Source organism: Streptomyces sp. WM6386, from assembly GCF_000972385.1.
Classification (GTDB): Bacteria; Actinomycetota; Actinomycetes; order Streptomycetales; family Streptomycetaceae; genus Streptomyces.
Window position 1 is genome coordinate 1 of the sequence record NZ_JXTE01000514.1, and the last position, 433, is coordinate 433.

The following is a 433-nucleotide window of genomic DNA, read 5'->3' on the forward strand; positions in this document are numbered from 1 at the left end:
GCGGCACGCCTCTCGATGAGCTGCCGGGAGACGGGCCCGCCGAAGCCTGACATGTTCTGGAGCAGCCACCAGGGCTGGTGGGCGGGGGCCGGGATCCAGGCGCGCATCTCGGCGTCGGTGTAGCCGAACTGACGGAACGTGTCGTAGTAGACGGCGTCGGCGCCGATGTAGACGAGGACCCGGTTGACTCCGTGCACGGCCAGCACGTCCAACTCGTACTGCCAGGTATCCCAGTCGCGGTAGGCGCCGGTGTAGCCCTCGTTGGTGTCGTTGAAGGCGAAGCGGTGCGGCACGTTCGCCGTTTCCGTGATCTCCGCGGAGGGCGCGGGGAGGGTGCGCGGCAGGTTCAGCTGTTCGCCGGTCCAGGAGACGGAGGCGTGCGCGGTCCGCCGCAGGTAGGTGTGCAGGCCTGCCAGCAGCACGGCGGGGCTGG

General features: G+C 69.7%; 1 protein-coding gene. It reads right to left on the minus strand.

Annotated elements, in window-relative coordinates; all coding sequences use genetic code 11:
• Positions 1 to 433, minus strand: a 433-nt coding sequence (locus TN53_RS42490) for an alpha-N-acetylglucosaminidase TIM-barrel domain-containing protein (protein WP_199924768.1), incomplete at both ends; no start/stop codon positions are given.